Here is a 14,656-nt window from a genome sequence, read left to right on the forward strand (position 1 = left end):
CGCCCGGTGCGCGCGCCCGCCTCGTTCCTCAGGTGATCGTGAAGGCGAGCAGGTCGGTGTGGTGCGCCGCGAAGACCATGCCGGGCGCGGCGGTGAGGATCCAGGCGCGCCCGCCGTCCGTCTCCGGGGTGGCGCCGACGGTGTGCGGGTGGCGCCAGGCCGGCTCTCCGGTGGCGGCGTCCCATGCGAAGACGCCGCCGTGCACCCCGTCCGGCCGCGGCGAACGGCTCCGCGTCACCCCCGCGAACACCAGGCCAGAGGCGATCACCGGCTTGCTCACCACCCCGGCGGCATCGGCGGGGCTCATCCAGCGTGACCGGCCGGTCGCCGCGTCGAGGGAGAACGGCGTGCCCCCGGCGAAGCCGTAGAGCGCTCCTCCGGACACGGCGATCTCATAGGCCCGCTTCGCGGTGCTGTAGGTCCAGCGTTCGCGGCCGGTCGCGGCATCGAGCGCGTGCACGCCCCGCGCGTCGGTGAGGTAGACGGCGTTCCCGGCCGCGACCGGGGGTCCCGCTGCGTCGGTGGCCTGGTACTCCCACCTGACGGTGCCGGCGGTCAGGTCGAGGGCCACCAGCCGGCCGCGCCTGTCGTGCAGGAACAGCACGTTCCCGGCCTGGACGGCGTTGTGGACGCCCCTGACGGGAATGGTGCGCCGTACGGTGCCGTCGGCGAGGTTGGCGGCGACGAGGAACTGGTCCCTGATGTCGGAGGACGGGTCCGCCTCGAACGTCGGCCCCAGCGTCATGAGGAAGGAGCCGTCCCCCGCCCCGAGGAGACCGTGCAGGACCCTGCCCTCCGGGGCCTCGTACAGGCGGCGCGCGGCTCCTCGCGCGGGATCGACCGCCAGGACGGCCCCCGAGACCATCACCAGCACGGACGAGGGTCTCGCCACGATGGGCGTCTCCTGGTCGCCTCCGGCGGCGAAACTCCAGAGGCGCCTGCCGGTCCCGGCGTCGACGGCGTGCAGGGCCTCTCCGTCCCGGTAGAGGAACCGGCCGCCCACCGCGGTCCCCGCCCGGGTGAAGGCGTCCGCCGAGCGCAGGCTCCACCGTTGCCGCACCCGGTCGCCGCGCCGGCCCCGGGCCGCCCACAGTGCCGCCCCGCCGCCGGCCGCCGCCACGCCCGCGCCCGCCAGAGCGGCGGCGACGAACGCCCGCCGGCCGGGGCGGCCCGGGCGACCGGCAACGCGGGTCCGTCCGCGGTCGAGCAGCGTCACCAGCTGCGTCTCGCGGGCCTCGATCTCGCCGTTCAGCGGGCCGGGGCCGGTCCACGCCGCCGCGGGGACGGGGGCGTCGATCAGCTCCGCCGGGAGGGGGCGGCGGCGCGGATCCTTGTCGAGGCAGGCCGCGATGACCTCCCGCAGCTCGCCGGGCACGCCGGCGAGGTCCGGGGACCGGTGCACGACCCGGTGCAGCAGCGCCGGCGCCGGCCCCGTCCCGAACGGCCCCCGGCCGGTCGCGGCGAAGACCAGCACGGCGCCGAGGGCGAAGACGTCGCCGGGCGGTCCGGTCTCGCCGCCGGTCGCCTGCTCGGGGGACATGTATCCGGCCGAGCCGACGAGGACCCCGGTGGCCGTCAGCGTCGTGGCGTCCGCGGCGCGGGCGATGCCGAAGTCGATGATCCTGGGGCCGTCGCCGGCGAGCAGGACGTTGGAGGGCTTGAGGTCGCGGTGCACCAGCCCGGCGGCGTGGACGGACGCCAGCGCCTCGGCCAGCCCCGCCGCCAGGCCGCGCAGCGTCCCGGACGGCAGCGGGCCGTGGACGTCCACGGCCTCCTGCAGCGACGGCCCGGCGACGTACGCGGTCGCCAGCCACGGCGGGTCCGCGGCGGTGCCGGCGTCCAGCACCGGGCAGGTGAAGGCGCCGCCGACCCTGCGCGCCGCGGCGACCTCCCGCGCGAAGCGGGCGCGGAAGCCGGGATCGTCGGCCAGCGCGGGGCGGATCACCTTCACCGCGACCGCCCGGCCTCCGCGGGATCGGGCGAGGTACACGATGCCCATGCCGCCCGCGCCCAGCCGGGCGAGCGGGCGGTACGGGCCGATCTCCCGGGGGTCGGCCGGTTCGAGGGGCTGCAACGTCGGCACTCCTGGTCGGGGCGGGCTGGTCGGGGCGGGCCTTCAGCCGCGGAAGGCGTGCAGGCGGACGCCGTCGTAGGCGAAGACGGTCGTGGTCGTGGCGGCGAGTCTCCAGTTCGTGCCGCGGTCGCCGGACGTCTGGAGGGTCCACCGGACCGCGCCGTCCTCGGCGTCCAGGACGGCGAAGCCGGCGGACGTGCGGTACCGGTCGAAGTTCACGGCCACCAGCGCCGCCGACAGGGCCGGGGCGTGGCCGGAGTCGGTGGCGAGCGCCGCGGGCCCCGGCGTGTGCCAGCGCCGGGCGCCGGTGGCCGGGTCGAGCGCGACGACGCCGTCGGCCATGGCGCAGCACAGCACGCCGCCCGCGAGCGCGACGGCACCGGTCGGACCGCCCGTGATCCGGGCGGTCCATCGCCGTCGTCCGGTGACCTCGTGGGCCGCCACGCCCTCGGGCGTGGCGGTGAACAGCAAGCCGCCGGACCGGATCACCCGGGGTCTGCGGTTCGCAGGGTACGGCGCCCGCCACCGCTCGCGGCCGTCGTCCAGGGCGAGCGCGTACAGGGCGGCCTCGTCGCGGACGTAGCAGGCGTCCGGGCCGAGGATCAGGGCGTGGACGTCTCCGGCCAGGCCCTTCCTCCAGAGGGCACGGCGCCGCCGGGTGTCGAAGAGGTTCGCGGTGTACGGGTCGCCAGGGCCGTCGCCGCTCGCCAGGAAGCAGAGCAGGTCGCCGGTCCAGCCGATGATCTGGAACGCGGGGAGGAGGGCGTCGTCCTCGACGGTACGCCGCCGGCGGCCGGTGGCCGCGTCGAGGACATGCACGGCGCCGCCCGTGCCGCGGACGTGGAACTCCGATCCGGCCACGTCGGCGCGCAGGCCGCCGGTGTCGTACGACCACCTGCGGCGGCCGCTCGACGCGTCGATCGCGTCGAGCCGGTGGCCCGCCAGGTGGACGAGCCCGCCGGTCGTGGTCAGCCCGGCCAAGTCCGACGGCTGGGCGGGGGCGAAGGTCCACAGGGGCCGGGGGCCCGTCCTGGCCCCCACCAGCGAACCCGTGCCGTCCTCGGCCCCGGCGGGGCGCCCCGGGCCGCGGCCGGTTCCGCCGGACGCGCCGATCCTCCAGGCGGCCGCCGCGCCGCCCGCCAGGGCGGTCCCGGCGACTCCGGCGGCGACGGCGATGACGCGGCGCCGGCGCACACCGGCCCGGACCGGCGCGCCGGCCGGTTCCGGCGGCAGGGTCGCGAACTCCGCCAGGCGGCCCTCCCGGTCCGCCAGGTCGGCGCGGATCGCCGGGGACAGCCACGCGGCCGGGTCGGGCGCGGCGCCTCCGGTGAGCAGGTCGAGCAGGTCCTCGGGGCTCGGCCGGTCGGCCGGCGCCTTGGACAGGCACGCGGCCAGGACCGGGCGCAGCGGGCCGGGCACCGCGTCGAGGAGGGGCTCTTGCCGGGCGACCCGGTAGAGCACCGCGTCGGCCGGGCCCGACCCGAACGGCCCCGTCCCGGTCGCCGCGAAGACCAGGACCCCGCCGAGCGAGAACACGTCGCTCGCCGCGGTGATCTCGCCGTTCCCCTCGGCCTGCTCGGGGGACATGAAGGACGGGGTGCCGACGAGCGAGCCGGCGGCGGTCATCGCCGTCGCGTCCGGGACGCGGCTGATGCCGAAGTCGATGACGCGCGGGCCGTCGGCGGTGAGCAGCACGTTGGAGGGTTTCAGGTCCCGGTGGACCAGCCCCGCGCGGTGCACGGCGAGCAGGGCCTCGGCCAGGCCGGCGCCCAGCGACCGGGTACCGGCCTCGTCCAGCGGCCCGTGTCCGCCGACCGCCTCCTGCAGGGAGGGCCCGGCGACGTAGGCCGTGGCCAGCCAGGGCTCCTCCCCGTCGGCGTCGGCGTCCAGCACGGGGGCGGTGAAGGCGCCGTCCACCCTCCGCGCGGCCGCGACCTCGCGGCGGAACCGGGCGCGGAAGCGCGCGTCGCCGGCGAACTCGGGCCGGACGACCTTCACCGCCGCCCAGCGGCCGCCGGGCGAGCGCGCCAGATAGACGCGTCCCATCCCGCCGGATCCGAGCCGGGCCAGCAACCGGTACGACCCCATCCGCACGGGATCGTCGGTCGTCAGCGGCCGCATCGGCATCCCTTCCCCTTCGGCGCGGGCGTCCCGCGTTTCCGTCAGAGAAGATGATCTCGCTCTTTCCGCCCGGCGAGCGCCGCCCGATACCGTCGCCCCTGTCCGCTTCCGGCCTGGGCTCCCTGCCGGAACGGGCAGTGCCCCCGCCGATCCGCCCCGCCGGTGCGCACCGGCGGGGCGGGCAGGGCCGTCAGGCGGCCAGCGCCCGGCCGGCGTCGCGGGCCGCGGTCAGGGCGTCGTTGTGCAGCCGGGCCGCCAGGTCCTTGAGCCCTTCCATGCCGGGCGTGGTGGCGGCCAGAGTGAGCTCGCGCTCGATGACCGTCAGGTCCGCCTCCCAGATGTCGGCCAGGACCCGCCTGAGGTACGGGGTGGAGTGGTCCCATCCCTCGCGCGGGGTCCCGGGGCCGTAGCCGCCGCCGCGCACGGTGACCAGCACGGTGGGCTTGCCCTTCAGCACCGGCGTGGTGGCGCCCGCTCCCGTGATCACCAGGTCGGCCCACGCCTTGAAGTGCTGGGAGACGCCGTAGTTGTAGAGCGGCACGGCCAGGATCACCGCGTCGGCGCCCTCCAGTTCCGAGGCCAGCGCCGACGCGAGGGCCAGGGCCTCGCGCTGGCCGGGGTCGCGGTCGGGCTCGGGCGTGAAGCCGCCCGTCGTGGCCAGCGTCCAGGCGTCGGCGGGCAGCGGGTCGGTGCCCAGGTGGCGGCGCACCACCGGCGCCCCGGGACGGGCCGAGGCCCACTCCGCCTCCACGGTGTCGGCGATCTCGGCGCTGGCGGATGCGCCGGGAAGGATGCTGGCGTCCAGCCGGAACAGGCTCATGGTCGGTCTCTCCTGGAGATAGGCGGGCCGCGGTGCGCGGCACGGTCACAACGATAAGCGGACTTTACCCCGCTTATTATTCCGGGCATAGGATCGGGTCCCGTGGAGCGACTCGACGTCCCCCTGGGACGACCCCGCGGCGAGCGCGCCGACGCCGCGCGCAACCGCCTGCTCCTGCTGGACGCGGCCCGCGAGATGCTCGCCGAGGTCGGCGCGGAGAAGGTCACCATGGACGGCCTGGCCGAGCGGGCGGGCCTGGGCAAGGGCACCGTCTTCCGCCGGTTCGGCACCCGCGCGGGGATCTTCCACGCCCTCCTGGACGAGGACGAGCGCCTCTTCCAGGAGCGCGTGCTCTCCGGCCCGCCGCCGCTCGGGCCCGGAGCCGGCCCGGTCGAACGGCTGGTCGCCTACGGCCGGAGCAGGATCGAATGGCTGCTGGAGCGCCACGCGCTCGCCCGCGCCGCCCTCGACCGCGCCCAGCCCGTCCCCGCCGGGGCGGCCACGCTGTCCCAGCTCCACATCCGCGTCCTGCTGCGGCAGGCCGATCTCGGCCTGGACGACGTCGACGGCCTGGCGCTCCAGCTCACCGGCGCCCTGGAGGGCCCCGTCCTGCTGTACCTGTCGCTGCCGGAGCAGGCCGAGGCCGCACGCGACATCGAGCGGCTCGCCGGCAGCTGGCAGTTCCTCGTGGAACGCGTCTGCCGGGCCTGAGACGGCGTCGCCCGGGATCGGCGCGGGGCCGGTGGATGTGCCGCACGTTACATCCGGCCCGCCGAGGGGAGGAGCACGTCCATGAGCACGATGCGAGCCGTCCAGGTCGTGGGCTACCACCGGGACCTGCGGATGGCCGAGGTGCCCGTCCCCGAGCCCGCGGAACCGTTCGACGTCGTCGTGAAGATCGGCGGCGCGGGGGTGTGCCGGACCGACCTGCACATCCTGGAGGGCCAGTGGGCGGAGAAGAGCGGGGTGGCGCTGCCGTACACGATCGGGCACGAGAACGCCGGGTGGGTGCACGCCGTCGGCCCGGCGGTCACCGGCGTGGCCGAGGGCGACAAGGTGATCGTGCACCCGCTGGTCACCTGCGGGCTGTGCCGCGCCGGCTGACCCCGCGCGACCGGTGCGTGGTCATCGGCGCCGGGGGCCTCGGCCACATCGGCGTCCAGGTGCTCAGGGCGATCGCCCCCGCCGAGCTGATCGTGGTCGACCGGAATCCGGACGCCGTCGAGCTGGCCCGGTCGCTCGGCGCCGACCACGGCGTGGTCGCCGACGGCGGGCAGGTCGAGGCGGTGCTGGACCTCACCGGCGGGCACGGCGCCGAGGTGGTGATCGACTTCGTCGGCGAGGGCGGCTCGACCGCCGAGGGCGTGCGGATGCTGCGCCGCGCGGGCGACTACCACGTGGTCGGGTACGGCGAGGACCTCGTGGTGCCCACGATCGACGTCATCTCCAGCGAGATCGGCTTCATCGGCGACCTCGTCGGGTCCTACAACGATCTGTGCGACCTGATGGCGCTGGCCGCGCGCGGGGCGGTCACCCTGCACACCGCGAAGTACGCGCTCGACGACTTCCGGTCGGCCGTCGACGACCTGGCGGCGGGCCGGATCCGCGGCCGGGCGGTCCTCGTCCCCTGACCGGCGCCGCGTGCGGGATCAGGCCGCCGTCGCGACCGGGGTGTAGTGGGAGGCGTCGTCGCCCTCGACCCGGTAGCTGCGCCGCCCTTCCACGCCGACGGGCACGTCGCCGGCGACGGTGACCCGGTGCAGGCGCCGGGGCAGGTCGCCGTAGTCGTCGGGCGCGTAGTGCTGGGTGATCCGGTTGTCGAACAGCACCAGGTCGCCCGGCGCCCAGGCCCAGCGGAAGATGTTCTCCGGGCGGGTCACGTACGACTCGAGGATGTCGAGGATCGCGCGGCCCTCCCGATCGGACAGGCCGACGATCTTCTGCGCGAAGCCGCCGATGAACAGGTTGCGCTCTCCCGACTCGGGGTGCACCCGCACCACGGGGTGGGCGGTCTTCCAGACGCGCGAGACGAACGCCTTCCGGTGCGCGGCCGCCTTCTCGGGGTCGCTTCCCTCGCTGCCCGGCCGGATGTAGTCGTAGTCGTTGGTGTGCACGGCCCACAGCCGGTCGGCGAAGTCGCGCAGGACGTCCGGGAGGTCCTGGTACGCGGCGGCCGTGTTGGCGATCAGCGTGTTGCCCCCGTAGGGCGGGACGACCACGCTGCGCAGCGTGCTGACCTTGGGCGGCGACTGCACGAAGGTGACGTCGGTGTGCCAGTGGTTGGACCGTCCCGACGCGCTGTCGACCGGGAGGACCTGCGGCGCCCCGTCCACCGACGGCACGGTGGGGTGCGCGCCGGTGAGGGGCCCGAACCGGGACGCGAACGCGAGCTGGTCCGCGTCGGTCAGCTCCTGGCCGCGGAAGCCCAGCACCTTGTGCTCGAGCAGCGCGGCGCGGATCTCGGCGAACACCCGGTCGGACGGCTCGCGCACGTCGACGCCGACGACCTCGGCCCCGATACGGCCGCCGACCTTGCGGACATCGAACTCGGACACTCGCATACCTCTTTCCGGGCTCTCGAAGGCTGGCCGTAGCGAATCACGCCGCCGTCAAGCAAGTCAACTATACCGACAGGATAGATAGGAAATACCCCGCCGCCCCGCACTACCGGATGAGCAGGCCCGCGACGAGGTAGGGCAGGGCGCCGGCGGTGACGCCGGCGAAGACCGCGACGGGCATGGTCTGTGCGCGGCGGGCCGGTGCCGCCGCGCACAGGCCCGCGGCGCCGATCAGGACGGCGAAGATCGCGGTGATGGGCGAGAGCAGGAGCGAGAGCGCTGCGCTCGCGCCGAACGCCAGCAGGCGGGCGCGGCCGGGATGCGCGGACGGCATGGACGAGCTCCCTCTCGGCGGTTCCGTCAGAAGGCGAGGTGGCCGGCGACCGCTCCGGCCCAGCGGCGGTAGCCGGAGGCGGAGGGATGGAAGCGGTCGCGGGCGAAGAAGTCCGGGTCCACGGGCTCGGGCACGATGCCGCCCGAGCCGACCCACGTCGCGCCCGCCCGCTCGCACACCCGCCGGGACACCTCGTCGAGGGCGTCCGCGCGCCGGGCGAGGTAGCGGCCCAGCGCGCCCGGGAGCGACGGGAACGCCTCGAACGGCGGGATCCCGGTGACCGCGACGTGCGCGGCGCGCTCCCCGAGGCCGTCGACGATGGCGGCGAGATCCTCGCCCCACTGGCGCGGGTCGCGCCGGGTGAGCACGTCGTTGACGCCCGCGAGCAGCACGGCGACGTCCAGGCCGCCGCCGAGCCGCGGCAGGAGCCGGTGGCGGATGCGGTGGGCGGTGGCGGTGTTCTGCCCGACCACCTCCCAGGTGACGGGACGGCGGTCGCGGGCGGCGAGCTCGCGGGCCAGGCACCCCGGGAAGCCCTCGTCGTGGGTGCCCACCCCGCACCCGGCGGCGGTCGACTCCCCCAGGACCGCCAGCCGCACGGGCGGGCCGGCCCCCTCCCCCGCCGCGCCTCCGGCCGGGCCGGACGCCTCGGGGAGGCGCTCGGTCCTGGACCGCACCCACAGGCCCTGAACGGCGACGACGGGCATCAGCAGCGCGTTCACGATCTCGCCTCCTCGGCGCGCAGCGCGTCGACGGCCGCGCGGCTCCCCCCGGTCACGTCCACGCCCAGCGCCTGCAGCATCACCACGAGGGCGCCGTTGGCCACGAACCGCGCCATGTCGTCGGGCGCCGCCCCGGTCAGTGCTCCGGCCTCCCGCAGCACGCCGGAGATGAGGGCGCGGCAGCGCGCCGCGACCTCCTCGTCGGCGCGCGCGGCGGCGGACGCCTGCAGCCACAGGCCGGTGACGACCCCGTCGGCGACCAGCTCCCGGAATCCGGCGCCCATCGCCTTGAGCGGGGCGTCCGGGGACGTCGCCGCGGCCCGGCGGAAGACCTCGCGCACCCGGTCCTCCAGCTCGTCCAGGCAGGCCAGGAAGAACGCCTGCTTGCTGCCGAACAGCCGGAACACGTAGGGCTGCGACACCCCGATCTCGTCCGCGACCCGCTGGATCGCCGTCATCGTCAGCCCGTGGTCGGCGAACATCCGCATGCCGGCCGCCGTCGCCTGCGCGCGCCGCTCCGCCGCGCTGGAACGTCTGCCTCCCATGGGCCGAGAATAGTTTAGTTACCACTTACTAACAAGGCGCCGCAGCAGCGGCCAGGCCAGCAGCAGCGCGATGACGGTGTAGACGGCCACCGACATCGGGGTGTTCACCAGGCCGGTCAGGTCCCCGTCGCTGATCTGCAGCGCCCGGCGCATCTGCTGCTCGGCGGCCGGGCCGAGGATGGCGCCGATGATGGCGGGGAGGACCGGCAGGCCGTAGCGGCGCATGCCGAAGCCGACCAGGCCGATGATCAGGAGCAGCAGCAGGTCGAGCACCTCTCCCCCGACCGCGTAGGCCCCGACGGCCGCAAAGAACAGGATCCCGGCGTACAGGTAGGGGCGCGGGATGCGCAGCAGCTTCGCCCAGACCGGCGCCATCGGCAGGTTGATGACCAGCAGCAGCACGGTGCCGATGAACAGGCTGGCGATCAGGCCCCAGACCAGCGCGGGCTCGCGCTCGAACAGCAGCGGGCCGGGCTGGATGCCGTACTGCTGGAACGCCGCCAGCATCACCGAGGCGACGGCCGTCGTGGGCAGTCCCAGCGTCAGCATCGTCACCAGCGTGCCCGCGGCCGAGGCGCTGGCGGTCGACTCCGGCCCGGCCACCCCTTCGATGGCGCCGGTGCCGAACTCCCCGGGCCGCTTGGAGAGCCGCTTCTCGGTCACGTACGACAGGAACGTCGGGATCTCCGCGCCCCCGGCCGGGATCGCGCCGAACGGGAAGCCGATGAGCGGGCCGCGCAGCCAGGGGCGCCAGGTGCGCCGCAGGTCCGCCCGGGACAGCCAGGGACGGCCGACGGGGATCGGCTCGGCGGGCGTGCGCCGCAGGTGCGCGGCCACCCAGAGCGACTCGCCGAGGGCGAACAGGCCCACCGCCACCACGACGACGTCGATGCCGTCGGCCAGGTGCAGGGAGCCGAAGGTCAGCCTGGACTGGCCGGTCATCTCGTCCATGCCGACCAGGCCGATGGTCAGGCCGATCAGCAGGGCGGCCAAGCCGCGGATCCGGGACGAGCCGAGCACCGACGTCACGGCGGCGAACGCCAGCACCATGATCGCGAAGTAGTCGGCCGCGCCGATGTCCACGGCGAGCGAGGCGACGGTGGGGGCCAGCAGCACCAGCAGGGTGGTGCCGATCATCCCGCCGACGAAGTGGCCGGCGGCCGCGGCGGCCAGGGCCTGCGGGCCCCTGCCCGCCCGCGCCATCGGATGCCCCTCGATCGCCGTCACGACCGCGGCGCTCTCCCCGGGCGTGTTCAGCAGGATCGAGGTGGTGGAGCCGCCGAACATCCCGCCGTAGTAGACCCCGGCGAACATGATGAAGGCGGCGGTGGAGTCGAGCCCGTAGGTGACCGGCAGCAGCAGCGCGACCGCCATCGCCGGGCCGATGCCCGGCAGGACGCCGATCGCGGTGCCCAGCAGGACGCCGAGGGCGGCGAAGAAGAGGTTGACGGGGGTCAGCGCGGTGCCGAAGCCGCCGATGAGGTCGGAGATCTGGTCCACGGTCAGAGCACTCCCATCAGCGGCCCGCCCGGCAGCGGCACGCCGAGCAGCTCGTTGAAGACGAACCAGGTGGTCAGCGACAGGCCCACGGCGATCAGCGGGTCGCGCGCGAGGTTGCGGCTGCCCAGCGCGTACGCGGCGCCCCAGAACATGGCGGCCGACGAGAGCGGGAACCCGATCGTGTCGATCAGCGCCGCGTTGGCCAGGAACGCACCCGACAGCAGCAGCACGGCCCGCCAGTCGACGGGGCTGCCGGGGTCGATGTCCTCCCCGGCCTCGGCCTGGCCGCGGCCGCCGCGCAGCACGTCGACGGCGAGCAGCACCGAGACGAGCACGAGCAGCGAGCCGACCACGACCGGGACGGCCTTGGGCCCGACCGGGCCGCGCTGGGCGAAGTCGGTGGGGATGCGCAGCGCGTCGGTGACGACCAGGATCCCCAGGGCGAGCAGGAAGGCGCAGACCCCGAACTCGGAGCGCCGGACGTCCCCGCCGTTCTTCGTGCCGGTTCTCATGTCGGTTCTCATGCCAGTCCCAGCTCCTTCAGCACGGAGGCGACCCGGGCGTTCTCCGACTCCAGGAACCCGGCGAACTCCGGGCCCGGCTGGAACGCCGGGGTCCACCCGTTGCGGCGCAGGGCCTCCTGCCACTGCGGGGTCTGCTGGAGCCGCGTGAAGAGCGCGATCAGCTTCTTCTCGCCGTTCCCGGTCAGTCCCGGCGGGGCGACGATGCCGCGCCAGTTGGTGAAGTCGACGTCCACCCCGGACTCCTTCAGCGTCGGGGCGTCGATGCCGGGCGCCCGCTCGCCGCCGGTGACGGCGAGGGGCCGCAGCTCGCCCGCCGCGATCTGGTCGCGGGTCTCGCCGACGCCGGAGACCCCGAACCCGACCTTGCCGCCGAGCATGGCGGCGGTGAGCTCGCCGCCCCCGTCGTAGGGGACGTAGTTGACGCGGCGCGGGGCGATGCCGGCCGCCCTGGCCATCAGCATCGGGGCGAGGTGGTCGGGCCCGCCGGGCGAGGACCCGCCGCCGACCGGCACCTTCCCGGGGTCGGCCTTCCACGCCTCGATCAGCTGGCCGATGGTGCGGTACGGCGAGTTCTTCCCGACCGCGATGACGTCGGACTCCTCGGTGAGCCGGGCGATCGGGGTGGTGTCCCGCAGCGTCGAGGGGGTCTTGTTGGTGTAGACCGAGCCCACCACGCCCAGGCCCATCGACATCACCAGCCTGCCGTTGCCGCGCTCGCCGACGATGCGGCCGAGGCCGACGGTGCCGCCCGCGCCGGGCAGGTTGAACACCTCGATGTCGCCGTTGAGGCCGGCGTCCTCGATGGCCTTGGCCGCGGTGCGGGCGGTGATGTCGTACCCGCCGCCGGGCGCGTTGGGCACCAGCATCCGCAGCCCGCGGATCCGGGTGCCGGTGTCCTCTCCGCCCGCCGACAGCACGGGCGGGACCAGCAGGGCCAGCAGCACCGCGGCGGCGGCCGCGAGCCAGGCTCTCGCGTTCTTCATCCGGACGGCGCTCCTCCTCGGTGCGGACTCCCCGGGGCGCGGACCCCGGAAGGCGCCATCCTGCCCGGGGCCGCCCGCACGGTCGCGCTTGTGCGCGTATCGGTACTTTTGCTCTTTCTGGTCGCCCATCGCCCGGTCCTGCGTCCCCCGGACGGCATGCCATAGTGAGTCAGGTCACACAGAGGAGGCACGCGTGTGAGTCCCGCCAGATCCCTCGCCGGACAGCTGCTCGCCTGGCAGATGGTGATCGTGCTCGCCGTGCTCGGCTGCGTCGCGGGCTTCTCCGCCGTCCAGGCGGGCCGCGGCTTCGTCGACGCCGAGGGCGGCAAGCTGCTGTCGGTCGCCGAGAACGTCGCGGCCACCCCCGGCGTGCGCGGCAGCCTCGCCGACCCGGTGCGGCGGGACCCCCTCGCGACCTTCGCCGAGAGCGCCCGCACCCTGTCGGGCGCCGACTCGGTGATCATCACCGGCGTCGACCGCCGCGTCCTGGCCGGCCCCGACCCGGACCGGCTGCACGCCCCGCTCCCCCTCGGCGAGAGCACGGTGGCGCGGGGCCGCGCCTGGGTCGGCGTCCTCGACGGCCGGCTGACCGCCCACGTACCGGTCATGGGCACCCCCGGCGACGGCCGGGGCCCGCACATCATCGGCATCGTCGCCGCCGACAGGGCGATGCCGGGCCTCCTCGCGCGGCTCACCGACTCCCCCGCCGGCGCCCTCGCCCTGCTCGGCATCGCCACCCTCCTCGGCGTCGCCGGGTCGCTGCTGGTCACCTGGTGGGTGAAGCGGCAGACGCTCGGGCTGGAGCCGCGGGAGATCACCGGGCTGGTCGAGCACCGGGAGGCGCTGCTGCACGGCATCAAGGAGGGCGTGCTGGCCATGGACCAGCAGCACCGGATCACGCTGGTCAACGACCAGGCCCGCGGGCTGCTGGCGCTGCCGCCCGGCTGCCTGGGCGCCGCCGTCGACGACCTGGAGGTCAACGACCGGCTCCGGGACGTGCTCACCGGCCGGGCCCGCGGCGCCGACCAGATCGTGCTGCGCGCGGGCCGGGTGCTGGTGCTCAACCGGATGCCGATCGCGCGCGGCGGGCAGCGGATCGGCGCGGTGGTCACGCTGCGTGATCGTACCGAACTGGCGGCGCTCCGTGAGGAGTTGGAGACGGCCGCCCGCGCCACCGACACGCTGCGCGCCCAGGCGCACGAGTTCACGAACCGGCTGCACACCATCGCGGGGCTGATCGAGCTGGGCGAGTACGACGAGGTCCGCAACTATGTCGACCTGGTCAGCCGGACCCGCCGCCGGTGGCAGGACCAGGTCACGGCCCGGATCGGGGACCCGGCGGTGGCGGCGCTGCTCATCGCCAAGGCGAGCCTGGCCGCCGAGCGCGGCATCGGCCTGCGGCTGGCCGAGGACAGCCGGCTGGAGGCGGTCGACGAGCCGCTGTCGGCCGATCTGGTCACGGTGGTCGGCAACCTGGTGGAGAACGCGCTGGACGCCCTGGCCTCCCCGGCCGGCGGCGGCGATGACTGGATCGAGGTGGCGATCCGGCACGACGGCGACGCGGTCGCGGTCGTGGTGCGCGACTCCGGGCCGGGGGTCGCGCCCGACATCGCGGCGGAGGTGTTCGCGCACGGCTTCACCACCAAGGCCGCCGGGTACGGGCCGCGCGGCCTCGGGCTGGCGCTGACCCGGCAGGCCTGCACCCGCCGCGGCGGCTCGGTGGAGGTCCGCAACGCGGGCGGCGCCGAGTTCACCGCGCGGCTGCCGGCCGGGGCGGGGGCCGCGCCGTGATCCGCGTCCTGGTGGTGGACGACGACTTCATGGTCGCCAAGGTCCACAGCGGCTACGTCGAGCGGACCGAGGGGTTCACCGTGGTGGAGGTGGCCCACACCGGGGCGCAGGCGCTGCGGGCCGTCCGCGACCGGCGCCCCGACCTGGTGCTGCTGGACATCTACCTGCCCGACATCGACGGGCTGACCGTGCTGCGGGAGCTGCGCGCCGACCCCTCCGGCGCGGACACCGACGTCGTGGTCATCACCGCCGCCCGCGACGCCGACACCATCCGGGGCGCGCTGCGCGGCGGCGCCCTGCACTACCTGATCAAGCCGTTCTCCTACCCCGCGCTGCGCGCCCAGCTGGAGCACGTCGGGACGCTGCGGGAGCGGCTGCGGCGGCTGTCGCGCGGCGGCCCCGCCCTCCAGCGGGAGGTCGACGACATGTTCGCCTCCCGGCCCCGGATCGCGCGCGGGCTGCCCAAGGGGCTGAGCGAGCAGACGGCCGAGCTGGTCGGCCGGGCGCTGCGGGAGCATCCCGAGGGCCTGTCGGCCAGCGAGTGCGCCCGGGTCACCGGGCTGTCCCGGCCCAGCGCCCGCCGCTACCTGGAGCAGTTCGCGGCGACGGGCGCGGCCGTGGTCCACCTGCGCTACGGCGGCACGGGCCGTCCCGAACGCCGCTACCGCCCGGCGCGCCCCTGAG

Annotated in this window: 15 protein-coding genes; 5 read left to right on the forward strand and 10 right to left on the reverse strand. The window is 75.4% G+C overall.

The features are described from left to right. Positions 1-28 precede the first annotated feature (28 nt). The 3 genes from ACZ466_RS53085 to ACZ466_RS53095 form a co-directional block, all read right to left on the reverse strand. Positions 29-2,074, reverse strand: coding sequence for a protein kinase domain-containing protein (locus ACZ466_RS53085; RefSeq protein ID WP_378284732.1), 2,046 nt, complete (start codon positions 2,072-2,074; stop codon positions 29-31). A 42-nt stretch (positions 2,075-2,116) separates the two neighbouring features. Beyond that, a complete protein-coding gene (locus ACZ466_RS53090; RefSeq protein ID WP_378284731.1) occupies positions 2,117-4,201 on the reverse strand; it encodes a protein kinase domain-containing protein in 2,085 nt (694 codons plus the stop codon). A 184-nt stretch (positions 4,202-4,385) separates the two neighbouring features. Continuing rightward, positions 4,386-5,015, reverse strand: a complete 630-nt coding sequence (locus ACZ466_RS53095) for an FMN-dependent NADH-azoreductase (RefSeq protein ID WP_378284730.1) — start codon at positions 5,013-5,015, stop codon at positions 4,386-4,388. 102 nt (positions 5,016-5,117) lie between these two features. Here ACZ466_RS53095 and ACZ466_RS53100 point away from each other — a divergent pair, with 102 nt between their 5' ends. From ACZ466_RS53100 to ACZ466_RS53110, 3 genes are all read left to right on the forward strand, one after another. Continuing rightward, positions 5,118-5,726 (forward strand): TetR/AcrR family transcriptional regulator, encoded by a 609-nt coding sequence (locus tag ACZ466_RS53100; RefSeq protein WP_378284729.1) that lies wholly within the window; start codon positions 5,118-5,120, stop codon positions 5,724-5,726. Between the two features lie 81 nt (positions 5,727-5,807). After that, entirely contained in the window at positions 5,808-6,119 is a 312-nt protein-coding gene (locus ACZ466_RS53105) for an alcohol dehydrogenase catalytic domain-containing protein (RefSeq protein WP_378284728.1), read from the forward strand. Further along, positions 6,104-6,646, forward strand: a complete 543-nt coding sequence (locus tag ACZ466_RS53110) for a zinc-binding dehydrogenase (RefSeq protein ID WP_378284727.1) — start codon at positions 6,104-6,106, stop codon at positions 6,644-6,646. Before ACZ466_RS53105 ends, ACZ466_RS53110 begins: the two co-directional genes overlap by 16 nt. 18 nt (positions 6,647-6,664) lie before the next feature. Here the strand turns inward: ACZ466_RS53110 and ACZ466_RS53115 are convergent, their stop codons facing one another. The 7 genes from ACZ466_RS53115 to ACZ466_RS53145 form a co-directional block, all read right to left on the reverse strand. Then, positions 6,665-7,576 (reverse strand): TauD/TfdA dioxygenase family protein, encoded by a 912-nt coding sequence (locus ACZ466_RS53115; protein ID WP_378284726.1) that lies wholly within the window; start codon positions 7,574-7,576, stop codon positions 6,665-6,667. 103 nt (positions 7,577-7,679) lie between these two features. Further along, on the reverse strand, positions 7,680-7,907 hold the full coding sequence (locus tag ACZ466_RS53120; RefSeq protein ID WP_378284725.1) for a hypothetical protein: 228 nt from the start codon (positions 7,905-7,907) through the stop codon (positions 7,680-7,682). Positions 7,908-7,933: 26 nt separating this feature from the next. Continuing rightward, a complete protein-coding gene (locus ACZ466_RS53125; protein WP_378284724.1) occupies positions 7,934-8,629 on the reverse strand; it encodes an SGNH/GDSL hydrolase family protein in 696 nt (231 codons plus the stop codon). Next, the gene (locus ACZ466_RS53130; RefSeq protein ID WP_378284723.1) at positions 8,626-9,174 is read right to left on the reverse strand and encodes a TetR/AcrR family transcriptional regulator; all 549 of its coding nucleotides are present in this window, start codon (positions 9,172-9,174) and stop codon (positions 8,626-8,628) included. The genes ACZ466_RS53125 and ACZ466_RS53130 overlap by 4 nt, the downstream gene beginning before the upstream one ends. Positions 9,175-9,192: 18 nt before the next feature. After that, on the reverse strand, positions 9,193-10,674 hold the full coding sequence (locus ACZ466_RS53135; protein WP_378284722.1) for a tripartite tricarboxylate transporter permease: 1,482 nt from the start codon (positions 10,672-10,674) through the stop codon (positions 9,193-9,195). Between the two features lie 2 nt (positions 10,675-10,676). Beyond that, on the reverse strand, positions 10,677-11,198 hold the full coding sequence (locus ACZ466_RS53140) for a tripartite tricarboxylate transporter TctB family protein (RefSeq protein WP_378284721.1): 522 nt from the start codon (positions 11,196-11,198) through the stop codon (positions 10,677-10,679). After that, positions 11,195-12,181 carry a Bug family tripartite tricarboxylate transporter substrate binding protein gene (locus tag ACZ466_RS53145; protein WP_378284720.1) on the reverse strand — a complete coding sequence of 329 codons (987 nt, stop codon included), beginning with the start codon at positions 12,179-12,181 and terminating at the stop codon, positions 11,195-11,197. Before ACZ466_RS53145 ends, ACZ466_RS53140 begins: the two co-directional genes overlap by 4 nt. Positions 12,182-12,376: 195 nt before the next feature. Here ACZ466_RS53145 and ACZ466_RS53150 point away from each other — a divergent pair, with 195 nt between their 5' ends. Together ACZ466_RS53150 and ACZ466_RS53155 are read left to right on the forward strand one after the other, a co-directional pair. After that, positions 12,377-13,972: a sensor histidine kinase gene (locus tag ACZ466_RS53150; protein ID WP_378284719.1), complete on the forward strand. Its 1,596-nt coding sequence runs from the start codon at positions 12,377-12,379 to the stop codon at positions 13,970-13,972. Further along, positions 13,969-14,655, forward strand: a complete 687-nt coding sequence (locus ACZ466_RS53155; RefSeq protein WP_378284718.1) for a response regulator transcription factor — start codon at positions 13,969-13,971, stop codon at positions 14,653-14,655. Before ACZ466_RS53150 ends, ACZ466_RS53155 begins: the two co-directional genes overlap by 4 nt. Position 14,656: the final 1 nt, after the last annotated feature.

The organism is Actinomadura rugatobispora, from assembly GCF_055379765.1.

Excerpts from the sequence above, each read along its gene's own strand:
- ACZ466_RS53090 (WP_378284731.1), bottom strand. The coding sequence starts at position 4,201 with ATGCCGATGCGGCCGCTGACGACCGACGATCCCGTGCGGATGGGGTCG.
- ACZ466_RS53095 (WP_378284730.1), bottom strand. The coding sequence starts at position 5,015 with ATGAGCCTGTTCCGGCTGGACGCCAGCATCCTTCCCGGCGCATCCGCC.
- ACZ466_RS53105 (WP_378284728.1), top strand. The coding sequence starts at position 5,808 with ATGAGCACGATGCGAGCCGTCCAGGTCGTGGGCTACCACCGGGACCTG.
- ACZ466_RS53115 (WP_378284726.1), bottom strand. The coding sequence starts at position 7,576 with ATGCGAGTGTCCGAGTTCGATGTCCGCAAGGTCGGCGGCCGTATCGGG.
- ACZ466_RS53120 (WP_378284725.1), bottom strand. The coding sequence starts at position 7,907 with ATGCCGTCCGCGCATCCCGGCCGCGCCCGCCTGCTGGCGTTCGGCGCG.
- ACZ466_RS53130 (WP_378284723.1), bottom strand. The coding sequence starts at position 9,174 with ATGGGAGGCAGACGTTCCAGCGCGGCGGAGCGGCGCGCGCAGGCGACG.
- ACZ466_RS53140 (WP_378284721.1), bottom strand. The coding sequence starts at position 11,198 with ATGAGAACCGACATGAGAACCGGCACGAAGAACGGCGGGGACGTCCGG.
- ACZ466_RS53145 (WP_378284720.1), bottom strand. The coding sequence starts at position 12,181 with ATGAAGAACGCGAGAGCCTGGCTCGCGGCCGCCGCCGCGGTGCTGCTG.